The following is a 13,999-nucleotide window of genomic DNA, read 5'->3' as shown; positions in this document are numbered from 1 at the left end:
CTCCTCAAGGTCTTGGTAGGGGTCTTGGAGCCTGTAGCGGCTCCATCCCATGGTCCGTGATTCCCTGTCCCGCCTGCGAACGGACGCTTTATGACCGACCGCGGAAGAGCAGACATCTGACATATCGCTGGAGCAGTCGATAGAATATCGAAGCCATCTTGGCACGAAACACAGAAAGTTCAGTACATGACTACAGCCACTTTGGAGCGGATCCCCGCCGCTGCCGAAAGCATCGAAGGGTCCGCCCAGCGGTCCATCAGCCTGGAATTCTCCACCGCCGACGAGGTCCATGCCGGACTGGAAGACGCAGTAGCCCAGCTGATCGAGGTTGCTGCGAAAGACGCGTCCTGCGGCATCCTGGTCACCCGGGTACACCCCGGACGCTACACGGTCGCCCTGGACGACTCAGTGCCCTTCGGCGAGACGTACGAGTCCACCGCCGCTTAGCACCTGCAAAACCCTCGGCTTGCCCCCTGTGTCCCCGCACGGGGCGCCGGCAACAAAAATCCCCGCATGGCGTCTTGGCACTGCGGGGATTTTTTTGCTTCTGGCGGGACTAGCCGCGGCGGACCTGGACGCCGTCGGACTTCAGGAAAAGCTCCTTCTCCGCAGGACCTGACGGACCCGCCGGAACCAGCCAAAGGACGTTGCCGCTCTGCGACACCTCTTCCACTTCGCCGGCCGCCACCACATGCGCATGCTTGATGATCTCGACCCGGTCCCCGGCCTGGAGGGATTTCCAGTTGGATACCGCGGCGGAATGGGCATTGCGCCTCGACAGGACTGCCCCACGTGCTTTCATTTGAACTTCTACCCCTTTGTATCGTTCTGCTGCCACAGCTTCTTCGATGTGACTTTCACTACATCTTCAGTTCTACTACACTCCCGGCGCCACGGCGGACCGTGGCGCCGGAAATTCCGCCTTTCAGACGGGACTGCGGCAGGAGCTGAAGATCCTTCGGCGTCAGGCGAGGGGCCCGACGGCGGATTCGGCCGCCCGGAGCACGTCGCCTGAGGCCACCAGCCGGTCAGCCGCTTCCAGTTCCGGTGACAGGAACCGGTCCGTCCCCGGTCCTTCCACCACTTCCCGGAGAGCTGCCACGACCGCCGAACCTGCGGGCCCCGGCGTAAGGACACCTCCCGAGAGCTGGGTCCGGATATCGAGGGCCCGCGCGGAGGTCACCAGTTCGATGGCCAGCACCCGGCGAAGGTTCTCCACGGCTTTGCGAAGCTTCCGCGCGGCGTGCCAGCCCATGGACACGTGGTCTTCCTGCATGGCCGAGCTGGGGATGGAGTCCACGGACGCCGGGACGGCCAGCCGCTTGTTGTCCGATACCAGGCCGGCCTGCGTGTACTGCGCGATCATGAGTCCTGAGTCCACGCCGGGGTCTGCTGCCAGGAAAGCCGGGAGGCCATGTGAGCGGGCAGGGTCCAGCATCCGGTCGGTGCGGCGTTCGGCGATGGAGCTGAGGTCCGCGACGGCGATGGCCAGGTAGTCCAGGACGTAGGCCACGGGTGCGCCGTGGAAGTTGCCGTTGGAGCTGACCCGGCCGTCCGGGAGCACCACCGGGTTGTCGATGGCGGCGGCCAGCTCGCGGGTGGCCACCAGTTCGGCGTGGTCCACGGTGTCGCGGACGGCGCCGGCCACCTGCGGGGCGCAGCGCAGTGAGTAGGCGTCCTGCACCCGGGAGTCCCCCACCTTATGGGAGGCGACAATGGGCGAATCCGAGAGCACGCGCAGCATGTTGTCCGCACTTGCCGCCTGGCCCGGGTGTGGCCGCAGTGCGGCGTGCAGTTCGGGCAGGAACACCTGGTCGGTGCCCAGCAGCGCCTCGACGCTGAGCGCGGCGGTGATGTCCGCCGTCGACAGCAGCCGGCGGAGGTCCGCGATGGCCATCAGGAGCATGCCCAGCATGCCTTCGGTGCCGTTGACCAGCGCCAGCCCCTCTTTTTCGGCGAGGGTGACCGGCTCGATGCCGTGTTCTGCAAGCAGCTCAGCTACAGGCCGCTCGCCGGGCCCGCCGTACCTGACGCCGTCGGGCCCTTCCGCTTCGCCTTCCCCCATCAGCACCAGTGCGCAGTGCGAGAGGGGTGCCAGGTCGCCGGAGCAGCCGAGCGATCCGAACTCACGGACCACGGGCGTGATGCCGGCATTGAGCACGTCAACCATGGTCTGCAGGACCACGGGGCGGACGCCGGTGCGGCCGGAGGCAAGGGTCTTGGCGCGGAGGAACATGATGCCGCGGACCACTTCACGCTCCACCGCCGGCCCCATGCCGGCCGCGTGGCTGCGGATCAGGGACTTCTGCAGCTGGGTGCGCAGTTCGTTGGGAATGTGCCGGTTGGCCAGGGCGCCGAAACCGGTGGAGATGCCGTAGGCGGGGACGTCGCTGGAGGCGAGGTCGTCGATGTGCGCGCGGACCTTGGCAACGATTTCCAGGGCTTCGGGCGCGATGGTCACCTTGGCGCCTCCGCGCCCGACGGCGAGCACATCCTGGGGCGTGACGCCCGCCGGGCCAAGGGTGACGGTAAGCGGTTCGTGGGTAATGGCTGTCATTGAAATTCCTTGAAGAGGTTCCATCGACTGCTCCGTAACTGTCGTTTTCGGGACTCTAAACGACACTTACGGAGCAATCGATGTGGGGTTTGGCCGGGTCAGCTGTTTTCTGGGGCCACGCGGACAGGGTTCCCTGGCCGAGCTTGCGAGGTTAGGGAGTCCGTGGGGAGCATGGGGATGCGGACGCCGCGTTCCTTGGCAACGTCGAGGGCGCGCTCGTAGCCGGCGTCGGCGTGGCGGATGACCCCCATGCCGGGGTCGTTGGTGAGGAGGCGTTCGAGCTTCTGCGCGGCGAGGTCGGTGCCGTCTGCGACGGAGACCTGTCCCGCGTGGATGGAGCGGCCGATGCCGACGCCGCCGCCGTGGTGCAGGGACACCCAGGTGGCACCGGAGGCGGTGTTCAGCAGGGCGTTCAGCATGGGCCAGTCGGCGATGGCGTCAGAGCCGTCGGCCATGGCTTCCGTTTCGCGGTACGGGGAGGCGACGGAGCCGGAGTCCAGGTGGTCGCGGCCGATCACGATGGGTGCCTTGACCTTGCCTTCCTTGACGAGTTGGTTGAAGAGCAGCCCGGCCTTGGCGCGTTCGCCGTAACCCAGCCAGCAAATGCGAGCGGGCAGGCCTTCGAATTCCACGCGGTCCTGGGCGGCGTCGATCCAGCGGTGCAGGTGCTTGTTTTCGGGGAAGAGCTCCTTGATCGCTTCGTCGGTGACGCGGATGTCTTCCGGGTCACCGGAAAGTGCCACCCAGCGGAAGGGACCAAGCCCCTCGCAGAACTGCGGCCGGATGTAGGCGGGGACGAAGCCTGGGAATTCGAAAGCCCGCTCGTAGCCGCCCTTGCGGGCCTCGTCGCGGATGGAGTTGCCGTAGTCGAAGACCTCGGCGCCGGCATCCTGGAATTCCACCATGGCCTGGACGTGCCGTGCCATGGAGGCCTGGGCCTTCTTCGTGAAGCCCTCCGGGTCAGCTTCCGCTTCGCGATGCCATTCGTCCACGGAGATGCCCTCGGGCAGGTAGCTCAGGGGGTCGTGGGCGGAGGTCTGGTCGGTGACGATGTCCACAGTGAGCTCGCCGGCCTTGTGGCGGCGCAGGATCTCGGGGAAAACCTCGGCGGCGTTGCCCACGTAGCCCACGGACCAGCCACGGCGCTCTTCCTTGGCCTTGAGCACCTTGGCGATGGCGGTGTCGAGGTCTGTTTCCACTTCGTCCAGGTAGCGCTTGCCGGCGCGGCGGCGCAGGCGGTTTTCGTCGACGTCGACGATCAGGCAGGCGCCCTCGTTCAGGGTGACGGCGAGCGGCTGGGCGCCGCCCATGCCGCCGCACCCTCCGGTGAGGGTCAGCGTGCCGGCAAGGGTGCCGTTCTCGTCTCCGGCCAGCTTGCGGGCGATCGCGGCGAACGTTTCGAAGGTGCCCTGCAGGATGCCCTGGGTGCCGATGTAGATCCAGGAACCGGCCGTCATCTGGCCGTACATCATCAGGCCTTCTGCCTCGAGGCGGCGGAATTCGGGCCAGGTGGCCCAGTCGCCTACGAGGTTGGAGTTGGCCAGGAGTACCCGCGGGGCCCATTCATTGGTGCGGAAGACGCCGACAGGCTTGCCGGACTGGACCAGGAGCGTTTCGTCCTTTTCCATGGTTTCCAGGGTGCGGGTAATGGCGTCGAACGCGGCCCAGGAGCGGACGGCGCGGCCGGTGCCCCCGTAGACCACAAGGTCATCGGGGCGTTCTGCCACTTCGGGATCCAGGTTGTTCATCAGCATGCGCAGCGGCGCTTCGGTCTGCCAGGACTTTGCGGTGAGCTCGGTGCCGCGGGCTGCTTTGACCGGGCGGGCACCGGTGGTGAAATCGGCGGGTGCCATGATGGGCTCCTTCTGGTGATTGTCTGGTTGGGGAATGAAGTTCTGTATCAACTAAAGCCCTTCGGATGGGGCCCCCGCAGGGCTTTCATAGTTGTAGTGTCTCGTATTCCAGACGCGCGCCAGAGGCTATTTGCCGGGGCGGCCGTGGATGCGCACGGAGAGCTCGTCGGCCACTTTCTGGACGCGGGCAGCCAGCACGGGCCACTCCTCCGCGGGCAGCTTGTCCTCCAAAAAGGTGACGGCGACAGCGGCCGTGGGCCACCCCAGGTGATCGGTGACGGCGGCGGCGATGGAGCCGAAGCCGGGGGTGACTTCGCCGTGTTCGGTGGCGTACCCGCGTTGCCGGACCTGGTCCAGGTGTGAGGACAGGGCCGAGTACTTCATGATGGCTCCCTCCACCTCATGTCGTGCCGTGAAGGCCGCGGCATTCGGATAGAGCGCGCGCACCTGGGATTTGGGCAGCGCGGCCAGGATGGCGCGGCCGCTGGCGGTGAGGTGGCTGGGAAGGCGGACGCCGACGTCGGTCACCAGGGACGGGCGGTTCTTGGCCCGCTCCTCCACGATGTAAAGCACGTCCCGGCCGTGCAATACGGCAAGGTGCGCGCTCTCGCCAATAGCGTCCACAAGGCTGGCAAGCAGGGGCCGGCCGAGGCGTGACAGCGGTTCCTGCCGGGAGTAGGCGGAGCTGAGCTCGAAGGCACTGATGCCCAGCCCATACCGCTGCTCCTCATGGAGATGCAGGACGAAGCCGTTGGCCTCCATCACCCCAAGCAGGTGATAGACGCTTGACCGCGGCAGCTCCAGGCTGGAGGCGATCTGTGACGCCGCCATGGGGCCCCGCCGCGAAGCCAGCAGCTTAAGGATGCGCAGGGTGTTTTCCGCAGCAGGAACTTTCGACGACGCCTTGGCGGATGCCCGGGGCGCCTGCGTTTCGGTGTTGGGTGTTGTAGTGCCCCGTGTTGCGGCGCCTAGTGCAGTGCTCATGGAGTGGAAGGATCTTTCTGGCTAGCTCTGTCCGGTATCCCGTACTTAAGCTTGCGGCCTCTTGGACGCTCAGCGCGCCTCTTTTTGGAACCCTCCCGTCTGGAATACCAGATAGGTCATCTTGGTCAGAGGCACGCTCAGCTCGAGAGAACCGGCGCTTCCATATCTTCGAAGTCCAAGAACAGCTTCCACTCCGGGCTGGGATCAGGAGGAAGCTGATCATCCAGCGGCCCCGGGTCATCCGGGACGCCTAGCTCCTCAAGCAAGCCGGGGTGTTCGGGTACGTACACGTCCGGCCACTGCAGTGCCCGTGTTGAGGTCTCCCGTTCCGAGGTGTCGCCGAACAACGCCAGGAGCCATTGCGGCCAGCGGGTTGGTTCGGGGTCGGGGCGTTCTGGGTTGTAGTGCCGTCCTGTTGGTGAGGTCCACCCGGGTGGTTCATTCTTGTTCGCCGGGTCCGGTGTCCACTGACTGTGGTGTTTGAGCCGGTGGTGTTTCGGGCAGAGCTGTGCCAGGTTGCTGACATCAGTACTGCCGCCGTGTTCCCAGGCTTGGAGGTGGTCGGTTTCGTTGTCCGGGGTGCGGTTGGTGCAGCCGGGGAAGGTGCATTTTCCGTCGCGCATCCTGATCCAGCGTTTGATGGTCTCCGTCAGCCGGTAGTTCTTCCTCCCGATCTCCAAGGGTGTCCCGTCGCGGGGGTCGACGAGGACGCGGTAGAAGGACTCCGCCCCGTCCGCGACGAGTTTCCGGGCCATTGACGCGGGGATGGGGCCGAGTCCGTCAAGTACTGCCGGCTCATCGGTCGCCCCGAGCAGCGAGAGTACCGGCACCATGACCAGGACATCGGCCCGCGGGGTGGGTACTTCGCCGAGTTCGCTCGCTGATCCAAGGAGCTGGGAGGCTGCGATGTCGGGGCGGAGTTGGGTGATGGTGCGTGGTTCGTTGGGGCCTTGGAGGCCACGGGCGGTGGCGGTGGTGCGGTTCCAGATGGCGCAGGCGGTGTCGCCGGGCAGGTAGAGCGAGACCCAGGCCATGCCGTCACGGTCCGGGGTGTATTCCATCCGCCGGTCAGCCACGCCCTTGGCGTGGCGCTTCTCGATCGAATCGGGGTGGTGGCGTTCCCGCCACCCACGCACCTTCGCCCGGAACCGGGACGGGACGAGTTCGCCCGGGGCTGGTCCGCTGGCGGGGTGGGGAGCATCGGGGTCGAAGAAATGCGCCACCAACGCCGCCGCACCGGCCGGGTCGAGGCCTTCGGTTTCATCGGTGATGACCTTCGCGTGCTGCCACGACATATCACCGGCAGACAGAGCCTCGAACACCAACGGTAGTGAGCAGACCTTCCGGGACTGTTCCACGAACGCGCCTGCAGCGGCAGAGCTGACAGTGAGGACCCCGGCGATCTCCTCCACCGTGGACATCTCCGCGTAGGTGCGGTCGGGCAGCGACGCGTCCGGCGGCGTCATGGCCTGCTGAAACCCAACGGCTTCGGCAGCATCCCGCGCCTTCACCGCTGCAAGATGTGCTTCCAGGCATGCCGTCACCTCCAGCCGTTCCAGCCGGATCTCATACCGCCGCTGCAGTACGTCAATGCCGGTACCAATGCAGGCACCGGAAGCCAGGGAAGCGTCCTCGAACTCCAGGCCAGCGAGGGCAGCCACAGAGGCATGAACACCCTCCAAAACCGCCCCAACACCGCTGCCGCTTGCCATACCCATATCATCCATTGACCCACTGACATTCAGACTCCGGGGCTGCCGGGCGCCAAGCCCCCTGCAGCGCGGTCGTGCCTCGGCGCGTCAAGCCGCCTGCCGCCGTCCTACGCATCTCACGGCGACAGTCTGTAACCGAAGACACCAACCCCGCGTGAGCCTCATCACGGCAGGGCCGAAAATGGTCTGCTGGTTACCGGCTCCCCTCCCAAAGACGAGAAGGTAACTCTATGCAACCCACCCCAACCCGGACCGAAAGTCCGGTGGAAAAGCAAAAGCCGGCAGCCGTCGTCGGACAAGCCCTTAGCCGTGGTCTGAACGTGCGGCACATCCGCTTCATGGCCCTCGGCTCGGCCATCGGAACCGGCCTCTTCTACGGCTCGGCCTCGGCGATCCAGAAAGCCGGCCCGGCCGTGCTGTTGGCCTACATCATCGGCGGCGCTGCCGTGTTCATGGTGATGCGCGCACTTGGCGAAATGGCGGTACGGCATCCGGTATCCGGCTCCTTCAGCCAGTATGCGAGCCGCTACCTGGGCCCGCTCGCCGGCTTCGTAACCGGCTGGACGTATGTTTTCGAGATGGCCATCGTGGCCATTGCCGACGTCACCGCCTTCAGCATCTACATGGGTTTCTGGTTCCCGCAGGTGGACCGCTGGATCTGGATCCTGGCCGTCATCTGCTTCCTGGCCGCGTTGAACCTCCTCAGCGTGAAGGTCTTCGGTGAACTCGAATTCTGGTTCTCCCTGATCAAGGTCGCAGCCATCATCGCCATGATCGCAGGCGGCGCAGCGATCATCGTTTTCGGTTTCCAAACCGCCGATTCCCCGGTCGCGCCGGGCCTGGGCAACCTGGTTGAGCACGGCGGCCTGTTCCCCAACGGCTTCGAAGGCCTCCTGGCATCCTTCGCCGTGGTGATGTTCGCCTTCGGCGGCGTTGAGACCCTCGGCATCACGGCCGGCGAGGCCGCCGATCCGAAGAAGGTCATTCCCAAGGCCGTTAACACCGTCCCCGTCCGCGTGCTGCTCTTCTACGTCCTCACCCTTGGCGTACTCATGAGCCTCTTCCCGTGGGACCAGGTGGGCACCAGCGGCAGCCCGTTCGTCCAAATTTTCAGCAGCCTGGGCATCCCGGCCGCACCGCACATCCTCAACGCGGTGGTCATCACGGCCGCCCTCTCGGCCATCAACAGCGACATCTTCGGCGCCGGACGCATCCTCTTCGGACTCTCGAACCAGGGCCACGCGCCCGCCGCCTTCGGCAAGGTCTCCCGGCACGGCGTCCCGTGGATGACTGTGGTCATGATGGCGGGCATCCTGCTGGTGGGCGTAGTCCTCAACGCTGTCATTCCGGAGGATGTGTTCCTGGTGATTGCCTCGATCGCAACCTTCGCCACAGTCTGGGTATGGGTGATGATCCTGGCATCCCATGTGGCCATGAAGCGGGAAATCACGCGGAAGGGCCTGCCGGCGTCGGAATTCCCGTCACCGTGGTGGCCTGCGGCATCCGTGCTCACCATCGCCTTCATGGCGCTGGTGATCGCCGTCCTGGGCGCCTTCGAGGACACCCGGATCGCCCTGTACGTGGGCGCGGTGTGGCTGGGGCTGCTGGTCCTCGCCTACCGCCTGTGGATCAAAGGTGACGGACGACGGCGGGCCCACCTTGAGGACGAAACCTCGCCTCTGCCGGTGGTCTCCCCCTAGGCGGCGGCCTTGGGGAACACTCCTGCTCCGGCGAGGCCGGAGCGGGGAGCCGTCTCCACCTTGGCGCAGATCCAGCGGCCCAACTCCGTGGCTGCACGGGGGTCGATGGACGTGGAGTAGCCTGCCCGCTCCAACATCCAGGCCAAGTCCTCGGTGGAAACATTCCCGGCCGCGCCGGGCGCGAAGGGGCAACCGCCCAGGCCTCCCACGGCACTGTCAAAGACGCTGACCCCGGCAGCCATGGCCGCATAGGTATTCGCCAAAGCAGTGTGGCGCGTCTCGTGCAGGTGGGCGCGGAGCGGCACGTCCGTTTCCGATGCCAGGGCGGCAAAAACCCCGCCCACCTGCCAGGGGACGGCGCAGCCGATGGTGTCTGCTAGGGCAACTTCGGCCAACTGCGCCCTTTGAAGTGCGCTTCGAACGACGGAAAGAGCCTGTTCCCCGGGCACGTCGCCCTGGTAGGGGCAGCCAAAGGCGACGGCGGCCGTGACGGTGAGCGGGATGGCCGAAGCGGCAGCAATTCCGGACACTTCCTCAAGGGCACCGAGGGCGGCGGCCACCGTGGTGTTCTGGTTGGCCGCCGCGAAGGCATCCGTTACGGGCAGGACGTAGTTGATCTCGTCCACCCCTGCATCCACCGCCCTGTACGCGCCCCGGGTGTTCAATACGAGGCCGATGTAGCTGGCTCCCGCATCCCGCGGCACCCCGGCCATGACGGCGTCGGCGTCAGCCATCTGCGGAACCTTTTTGGGATTCACGAAGCTCACTGCCTCGATCCGCCTGGCCCCCAGGGCGATCAGCTCGTTGATCAGGCGCAGCTTGTCGTGGGTACTGACGGGAACCTTTTCATTCTGCAGCCCGTCCCGGGGACTGACATCCACGATGGAGACTGCGCCCCTGGACTTATCGCTTCCCGCAATTCCGTTCATCAGATCGCACCTTCATCCTTGGCATCCTGCAGTTCTTCGGCGCTGAGCTTGAGTAGGCCCGCGTAGACGTCGCTGTTGTGCGAACCGGGCGCCAGAGGCCCGTTCCATGCGATGCCGCCACTGGTCCGGGACAGCTTGGGGATGATGCCCGGCTGGACCACCGTCCCCAACTGTTCATCCGCAACGTCCACCAGCATCCCGCGCGCCCGCAGCTGTGGGTCCTCGAAGATGTCCTCGATGGTGCTCACGGTGCTGTTGGGAACAGCGTGCCGGTCAAGGCACGCCACCAGTTCCGAGTGGTTGAAGCCTGCGGCCCACTCGGCGATCAATTGTTCCAACGCCTCCTGGTTGACGCCGCGGGAAGCGTGGTTGCTGTAGAGGGGGTCGGAAGCCAGCTCCGGGGCGCCCATCGCGGCAGCAAGCCGCACGAACACCGAGTCCTGGTTGGCCGCGATCACCACCCACTTTCCGTCGCTGGAGCGGAAAATATTCGACGGCGCTATCCCCTTCAGTCCTGAACCGCTGGGTCCCGGCACAACGCCCGCAGCCGCGTAATCGGGCACGGCACTTTCCAAAAGGGAGAAGCAAGCCTCTACGAGGGACACGTCCACAACCTGCCCCGTCCCTCCCTTGGCATCCCGCCAGTACAGAGCCAACAGGATTCCCTGCAGCGCGTAGAGCGACGCCAAGCTGTCCCCCAAAGAGATGCCTGTCCGTGGCGGGGCCTGGTCCGGGTATCCGTTGAGGTGGCGCAGGCCGCCTCGCGCTTCGGCCACGGAAGCGTAGCCCGGCTTGTCCGCATCAGGCCCGGTCTGACCATAGCCGGAGACCCTGGCGATCACCAGGCCGGGGTTGCGCTGCCAGAGCACTTCGGGGGAAAGGCCAAGTTTTTCGAGCGTTCCCGGGCGGAAATTCTCAAGGATGACATCGGCTTCCTTGCAGAGTTCCAGGAACAGGTCCCGCCCGCGAGGCGACTTGAGGTCCAACGTCGCGCACTTCTTCCCCCTGGACTGGACTGACCACCAGAGGGTGTGGCCCTCGATCCGTGCCCGGCCCCATTCGCGCATGGGATCGGGACGGTCGGGAGACTCAATCTTGATGACCTCCGCACCGAAATCGGCCAGCTGCCGTCCCGCAAACGGGCCCGCGATGAGGGATCCGAGCTCCAACACACGCACGCCGGCCAAGGGGCCGCCGACCGCATCTGCGGCGGCAGCGGGATCAGGGGTAACGCCGGACATAGCGGCAACGGGCCGGGTTCCGGTCCGGGGCGCAGCTCCAGAATCCGGGTTCTGAGCACCGCGCATTTCCCCAGCGGGTGCGGATTGTGAAATTTCCACCATCTTTGGGACTCCTGTTCTGCCGGCAGCCGGCACCCGGGCCGGGCCGCGTTGCCCGGGTTGCCCGGCCTGCCGCGGGATCGCGAAGCATCGTTGGCACGACGACAATTCATATTGTGGACTGAAATCCACGATGTGGATAGAGGGAGGCGGAAAACAGCTACTGCGGGATGGTGCCTCCGATGACCCTGGTGGACTCCTCGGCCGCAGCCAGGACCTGTTCCACCCAGGACGCGCAAACGTCATAGGGCATCCTCAAAGCGGGCCCCATCACCGTGAGTGCCCCAAAAAGTTCGCCTTGGGGTCCGAAGATAGGCGCCGAAATGCCACTGGCACCGGACACCCGCTCACCGGTGGTGATGGCGAAACCATCTGCGCGGGCTTTGGTCACCGCCTCCTCCAGGCTCGCGGCATCGGTGATTGTCTGGTTGGTGAGGGATTTCAGGCCCGACCGGTACACGCGCTCCGCGACCTCCGGATTCCAGGCGAGGAGGACGCGCCCTGCCGCGCCGACGTGCAGCGGCATGATTTCACCCACGCTCACCACGCGCCGGAGCATGCGACGGGTCTCGGCCAAAGCGATGCACACCCGCTTCCCTTGGGACTCGCGAAAAATGCACGCTGTCTCGCCCAAGTCATCACGCAGCCTGCGCAGCACCGGGGTCAGCAGCTCCAGGAAATCCAGCCCCTGGGTTGCCGGCGCCGCCCAATGGGCCATGCGAACCCCCACCCGGTACCGGTCCCCGTGCCGGTCCAGGATTCCCTCCTGCACCATGTTCGCCACCAACCGCTGCACCGTGGAGTGCGGCACGCCGGTACTGGAACGGATCTCGGCCAGCGACAGCTCGGGCCGGGCGAGGGAGAAAGCATCAAGGATGGCGGTGATCTTCCGAAGGACCAACAAGGGGGTGGCCGAGGTTTCGCTGGAGCTCATGGGGAAAGTGTATGAGTCGCGGAGGCGTTGAGTGTGACGGAAGTAACTGTTAGCATCAGGTCCACATCATGATGGAGAACCCACGATGTGGCAGGAAATCAACCTGCATTGAGCAAGAACACCGGAGTCCGCAAGCGGTTCTCCGTACGCGGACCGATAAACCACTTTCGTGCCGCAGACGCGAACCAACAGGGGGAACAAGCGGCCGGAGCCGGCCGGGAAGAGGCAAAGATGCCAGCTGCACAGCCAGGCACGTCCGGATATGCGGTGGAGCTCACCGGGTGCACTAAACAATTTCCAACGTCCGGAGGCGAGACCTACTTCGCCGTGCGGGACATCGACCTGAAAGTCGAGCCCGGCCGCTTCGTCTCGATTGTTGGCCCTACGGGATCCGGCAAGTCCACCATCCTCAACATGGCAGCCGGCCTGCTGACACCCAGCTTTGGGGAAGTCAGGAGCTTCGGGGAACCCGTGACCGGCGTGAACCGCCGGGCGTCCTACATGTTCCAGCAGGACGCCCTGCTGCCGTGGAAAACCGTAATCGACAATGTCAGCCTCGGATTGACTATGGCCGGTGTCTCCAAGGCGGAGGCCCACGCTGAGTCCCGGCGCTGGCTGGAAAAAGTGGGCCTTAAGAATTTTGCGGACCGCTACCCGCACCAGCTCAGCGGCGGCATGCGCAAACGCACAGCCATTGCCCAGGCCTGGATCGTGAACCCGGACATCCTCCTGATGGACGAGCCCTTCTCTGCCCTGGACGTCCAGACCCGCCAAATCATGGAGAACGAACTTCTGCAGCTTTGGCAGGAATCCGGCAAGGCAGTGGTATTCATTACCCACGACCTCGACGAAGCGATCGCGCTGTCCGATGAAGTGCTCATCCTTGGAGCAGGCCCCGGAAGCACTGTGGTGGGAAGCTACGACATCGACATTCCCCGCCCGCGCGATCTGCTGGACATTCGGGACGACCCCCGCTTCGTGGCCCTGCACCGGGAAATCTGGGGCCGGCTGAAAGTCGAAGTCTCAAAGACCTACGAAAGTGCGCTCGCCGAGGAAGGTGAGGCCGCGTGACCATCCTCGGCTCAAGGAAAACAGGTTCAAGGAAGAACGGTTCCTTTGCGGCACAGGACCGACACACCGGCAACCGCCAGCCACGTCGAGGTGAGATGTCGTCCCTGGCCATGCGGAGCATCCAACTCCTCCTCACGGTCCTCGTGCTGGGAGCGTGGGAGGTCCTGGGCCGGGCCGGGGTGATTGATGAATTCTTCTTCCCCCTTCCCTCCGACATCTTCCAGACCGTGTGGCTCTGGGTGTCATCAGGGTTTGTGTTCCCCCATCTTTGGGTGACCATGCAGGAGGCCATCCTCGCCTTCCTGGTGGGGGCCGCCGTCGGACTCCTCCTGGGTTTCATCCTTGCCCGGGTCCGTTTCCTGGAACGGTTGCTGGACCCGTTCCTCCAGATGTTCAATGCGCTCCCGCGCGTGGTCCTCGCTCCGATCTTCCTCCTCTGGTTCGGACTGGGTATCTGGTCGAAGGTGGCGTTCGGCTTCACCCTGGTGTTCTTCATCGTCTTCTTCAACACCTTGGAAGGCGTCAAGAGCGTCGACCGGGTCCTGGTGGACAACGCCAAAATGCTGGGGGCCAGCGAAAAGCAGCTCCTGCGCCATGTCTTCATTCCCAGTGCCCTCACGTGGATCTTCTCCAGCCTGCACATCAGCGTGGGCTTCGCCATCACCGGCGCAGTGGTGGGTGAGTACCTGGGCGCCTCAGGTGGCATGGGCTACGCCATTGCCCAGGCCCAGGGCGTCTTCGACACCAAGGGCGTCTTCGCCGGGATGTTCATCCTCATGATTGTGGTCCTCATCATCGACCTCCTCGTCAACCGCCTGGAGCGGCACCTCCTCAGATGGCGCCCTGTCCGGTCCTCCTGACCAGGTGCCACAGCCCAAAGCCGCCTACCAGCGCCAACTTTCCGTAACCGCCTGAAAGG

Annotated in this window: 12 protein-coding genes; 4 read left to right on the top strand and 8 right to left on the bottom strand. The window is 65.1% G+C overall.

Features of this window, described 5'->3' with window-relative positions; genetic code table 11:
- Positions 1–186: 186 nt before the first annotated feature.
- A complete protein-coding gene (locus ACIGJD_RS02245) occupies positions 187–447 on the top strand; it encodes a hypothetical protein (protein WP_236821157.1) in 261 nt (86 codons plus the stop codon).
- Between the two features lie 109 nt (positions 448–556).
- Here ACIGJD_RS02245 and ACIGJD_RS02240 read toward each other — a convergent pair whose 3' ends face one another.
- From ACIGJD_RS02240 to ACIGJD_RS02220, 5 genes are all read right to left on the bottom strand, one after another.
- The gene (locus tag ACIGJD_RS02240; RefSeq protein WP_159633722.1) at positions 557–802 is read right to left on the bottom strand and encodes a hypothetical protein; all 246 of its coding nucleotides are present in this window, start codon (positions 800–802) and stop codon (positions 557–559) included.
- A 162-nt stretch (positions 803–964) separates the two neighbouring features.
- Positions 965–2,557 carry a histidine ammonia-lyase gene (gene hutH / locus ACIGJD_RS02235; RefSeq protein WP_483688109.1) on the bottom strand — a complete coding sequence of 531 codons (1,593 nt, stop codon included), beginning with the start codon at positions 2,555–2,557 and terminating at the stop codon, positions 965–967.
- Positions 2,558–2,655: 98 nt separating this feature from the next.
- Complete coding sequence (hutU, locus tag ACIGJD_RS02230; RefSeq protein WP_483688108.1) at positions 2,656–4,410, bottom strand: urocanate hydratase; 1,755 nt, start codon at positions 4,408–4,410, stop codon at positions 2,656–2,658.
- Between the two features lie 126 nt (positions 4,411–4,536).
- Complete coding sequence (locus ACIGJD_RS02225) at positions 4,537–5,394, bottom strand: IclR family transcriptional regulator (protein WP_483688107.1); 858 nt, start codon at positions 5,392–5,394, stop codon at positions 4,537–4,539.
- A gap of 137 nt (positions 5,395–5,531) precedes the next feature.
- Entirely contained in the window at positions 5,532–7,106 is a 1,575-nt protein-coding gene (locus ACIGJD_RS02220) for an HNH endonuclease signature motif containing protein (RefSeq protein ID WP_483688106.1), read from the bottom strand.
- A 230-nt stretch (positions 7,107–7,336) separates the two neighbouring features.
- Between ACIGJD_RS02220 and ACIGJD_RS02215 the strand changes: the two genes are divergently transcribed.
- Complete coding sequence (locus tag ACIGJD_RS02215) at positions 7,337–8,806, top strand: amino acid permease (protein ID WP_483688105.1); 1,470 nt, start codon at positions 7,337–7,339, stop codon at positions 8,804–8,806.
- On the opposite strand, the gene ACIGJD_RS02210 is transcribed toward ACIGJD_RS02215, so the two are convergent.
- From ACIGJD_RS02210 to ACIGJD_RS02200, 3 genes are all read right to left on the bottom strand, one after another.
- Positions 8,803–9,735 carry a hydroxymethylglutaryl-CoA lyase gene (locus ACIGJD_RS02210; RefSeq protein ID WP_236821151.1) on the bottom strand — a complete coding sequence of 311 codons (933 nt, stop codon included), beginning with the start codon at positions 9,733–9,735 and terminating at the stop codon, positions 8,803–8,805. The two genes, ACIGJD_RS02215 and ACIGJD_RS02210, sit on opposite strands and share 4 nt — an antisense overlap.
- Positions 9,735–10,976, bottom strand: a complete 1,242-nt coding sequence (locus tag ACIGJD_RS02205) for a CaiB/BaiF CoA transferase family protein (protein ID WP_483688104.1) — start codon at positions 10,974–10,976, stop codon at positions 9,735–9,737. The genes ACIGJD_RS02210 and ACIGJD_RS02205 overlap by 1 nt, the downstream gene beginning before the upstream one ends.
- A 259-nt stretch (positions 10,977–11,235) precedes the next feature.
- Positions 11,236–12,009 (bottom strand): IclR family transcriptional regulator, encoded by a 774-nt coding sequence (locus ACIGJD_RS02200; RefSeq protein ID WP_483688103.1) that lies wholly within the window; start codon positions 12,007–12,009, stop codon positions 11,236–11,238.
- 231 nt (positions 12,010–12,240) lie between these two features.
- Between ACIGJD_RS02200 and ACIGJD_RS02195 the strand changes: the two genes are divergently transcribed.
- Positions 12,241–13,080: an ABC transporter ATP-binding protein gene (locus ACIGJD_RS02195; protein WP_236821148.1), complete on the top strand. Its 840-nt coding sequence runs from the start codon at positions 12,241–12,243 to the stop codon at positions 13,078–13,080.
- Entirely contained in the window at positions 13,077–13,940 is an 864-nt protein-coding gene (locus ACIGJD_RS02190) for an ABC transporter permease (RefSeq protein ID WP_483688102.1), read from the top strand. The genes ACIGJD_RS02195 and ACIGJD_RS02190 overlap by 4 nt, the downstream gene beginning before the upstream one ends.
- The last annotated feature ends 59 nt before the right edge of the window (positions 13,941–13,999 follow it).

Source organism: Arthrobacter sp. E1SS-5, assembly GCF_057073715.1.
This window is presented reverse-complemented; position numbering and strand designations above follow the sequence as displayed.